The following is a 1972-nucleotide window of genomic DNA, read 5'->3' as shown; positions in this document are numbered from 1 at the left end:
AAATCATTAAATAGGGTTCAGTAGCTTGTCGGGCTTTTCTTTCAGCCGCTTTTCTTTTTCTTTCTTCAGCCTTCGCCCGCTTATTTAATTCTTTGTTATACCATTCATTAAATCGTGATTCGCTCCAATACCTTTTTGCGGAATGTTCGGAGACTTTAAATCCTAACCGTTTAATTAATTCAGATCGTTCATTTGCAATTAAACTACGACTCTTTTTCTTAACAATTTTATTTACTGTGGCAGGTTTATTTTTTAATTCCTTTATAACCTTTTTGTCAGTAATTCCGACTTTTTTCAAGGCAGCTATATTTTGTTTTTTCTGCTGTTTCTTCTTCAGCCGCTTTTTCTTGGCAATCAGTGACACCCCCTTTAAACACAAAAGTCACAGGGAAACGAATTTCCCTGTCAATTTAATATTTAAATGGCTTCTGCTTTTTGTGTCGGAATATAGCGAACAGAACCGCGTGACAGTTCGTCTTGTGCTTCAGCATGAAAATAGGAGACTATTGCAAGCATTTCTGAACGAGTGAAACTAATAATCTGTTGTGTATCGTCATCAAGCTTTTGAGCGAAACAATACATATTCTCCACTCTATCCTCTTTAATCTCTGTGCGGCGTTCTCCGTTGTCGAAAATCATTACGTTTTTATCCAAGTCTAGCAACCTCCGTATATAGTAATTTAATATAAGAAAAGCCGCCCCGATCGGAGCGACTATTTAATTAGTCCACAAGCGCAAGTGTCAATGTTTTAAAGCCGCGGCGGGTTTTAACTTCTTTTGGAACAACTTTTAATGGCTCGTCCGTCCAAGGACCTTGCCCTACAATCCCAATGATACGTTGTAGGGAGCTTGCTACGCCCTGAGATACACTGTGATAGCCTTGTCCGTCTGCTGTTAAAAGAACAACGCGCATTGCCTGAATTGTCTCTTTCGTGACTTCATCCTCTAATTCAACCGCATGGGCGACCATGTCTGTAATTTCAATTACTTCTCCGATATGGTCTGATAGAGAGTGTTCAGCGTTGCTTACCGCGTTGTAAAGTTTGATGCTGCTCTTTCTGTCCGTTGCCTGGATAGTTGAAAACATTTGTTGTGTACCTTGTTCAAAAATACTTGGTGATGCTGTTGCAATGTCCTCAGTTGCCAATACGTCAGTAGTGTTTTCAGTGTTTTTAATAGTGTTTGTCATTTTAAAATTCCCCCAAAGAATTAATTTTGTTTTAAGTATTCATTGAATTTTTCAGCTGACACGCGCCATTCTCGACCGACTTTGAAACCTTTAATTTCTCCGTTGTTCAGCTTTTTGCGAGCCGTTTTTTCAGATATTTTTAATATCTCGGCTACCTGTTTAACTGTTAAAACCTCTTCACTAGACAAAAAGCGTACCTCCCTCTACATATGTATCACTTCCTTTAAAGGGCTTCAGATTCCTTTATGTTCCCTTTGATGACCTTATCTTACCATCAAGGGATATATCATGTCTACCCCTTTTTACAAATTTCTTCAGAATTTTTTCAGGAAGGATTCGACATTATGCGACATATTGGTAGGAGAAGAAAATATTTCTGTACCAATAATAGAACACATGTTCCTGAATGTAAAGTCCTATTATATATGAAATAACTGGGTATCAGGGATAGAAATGTCCTATCTCTTATGTTCGCACTGAGTATAAATGTTTATAACAGGTTATTATTGACAAACTAAAATAAGTGTGTATATACTCTCTCCATTAAAGGAGATGAATAATTTATGCCAAATCTAGAAATATTAGATATTATTAATATGAAATTAGATACGAAATACAAGCATATTGAACACTTTTTAAAGGATTGGATAGATAAGAAGTACAACAATATGGATGTTTACGAAATTCTTGTATATTTAAAACACTTTAATATATCGCCTAAAGAATAGTCCTCCCTTTTCCGGGAGGATATTTTATTTATTGACAGTTCCCGTGGTTCATGTT

Annotated in this window: 4 protein-coding genes; all 4 read right to left on the bottom strand. The window is 36.5% G+C overall.

Annotated features, from left to right (window positions below; genetic code table 11):
* The coding region (locus ACFWYS_RS46580; RefSeq protein ID WP_384783191.1) for a hypothetical protein at positions 1–364 on the bottom strand (364 nt) is incomplete at its 3' end.
* A 53-nt stretch (positions 365–417) separates the two neighbouring features.
* Complete coding sequence (locus ACFWYS_RS46575) at positions 418–654, bottom strand: hypothetical protein (RefSeq protein WP_376912105.1); 237 nt, start codon at positions 652–654, stop codon at positions 418–420.
* Positions 655–721: 67 nt separating this feature from the next.
* Positions 722–1189, bottom strand: a complete 468-nt coding sequence (locus tag ACFWYS_RS46570; RefSeq protein ID WP_326194938.1) for a hypothetical protein — start codon at positions 1187–1189, stop codon at positions 722–724.
* 20 nt (positions 1190–1209) lie between these two features.
* Complete coding sequence (locus ACFWYS_RS46565; protein WP_384783187.1) at positions 1210–1377, bottom strand: helix-turn-helix domain-containing protein; 168 nt, start codon at positions 1375–1377, stop codon at positions 1210–1212.
* Positions 1378–1972: the final 595 nt, after the last annotated feature.

This window comes from Streptomyces sp. NPDC059010, assembly GCF_042740355.1.
Taxonomy (GTDB): domain Bacteria; phylum Actinomycetota; class Actinomycetes; order Streptomycetales; family Streptomycetaceae; genus Streptomyces.
The sequence above is the reverse complement of the archived record's forward strand: the minus strand, read 5'-3'. Positions and strand labels throughout refer to the sequence as shown.

Bases quoted from the DNA above. Each gene is read 5' to 3' on its own strand.
- ACFWYS_RS46570 (WP_326194938.1), bottom strand. From the start codon at position 1,189: ATGACAAACACTATTAAAAACACTGAAAACACTACTGACGTATTGGCA.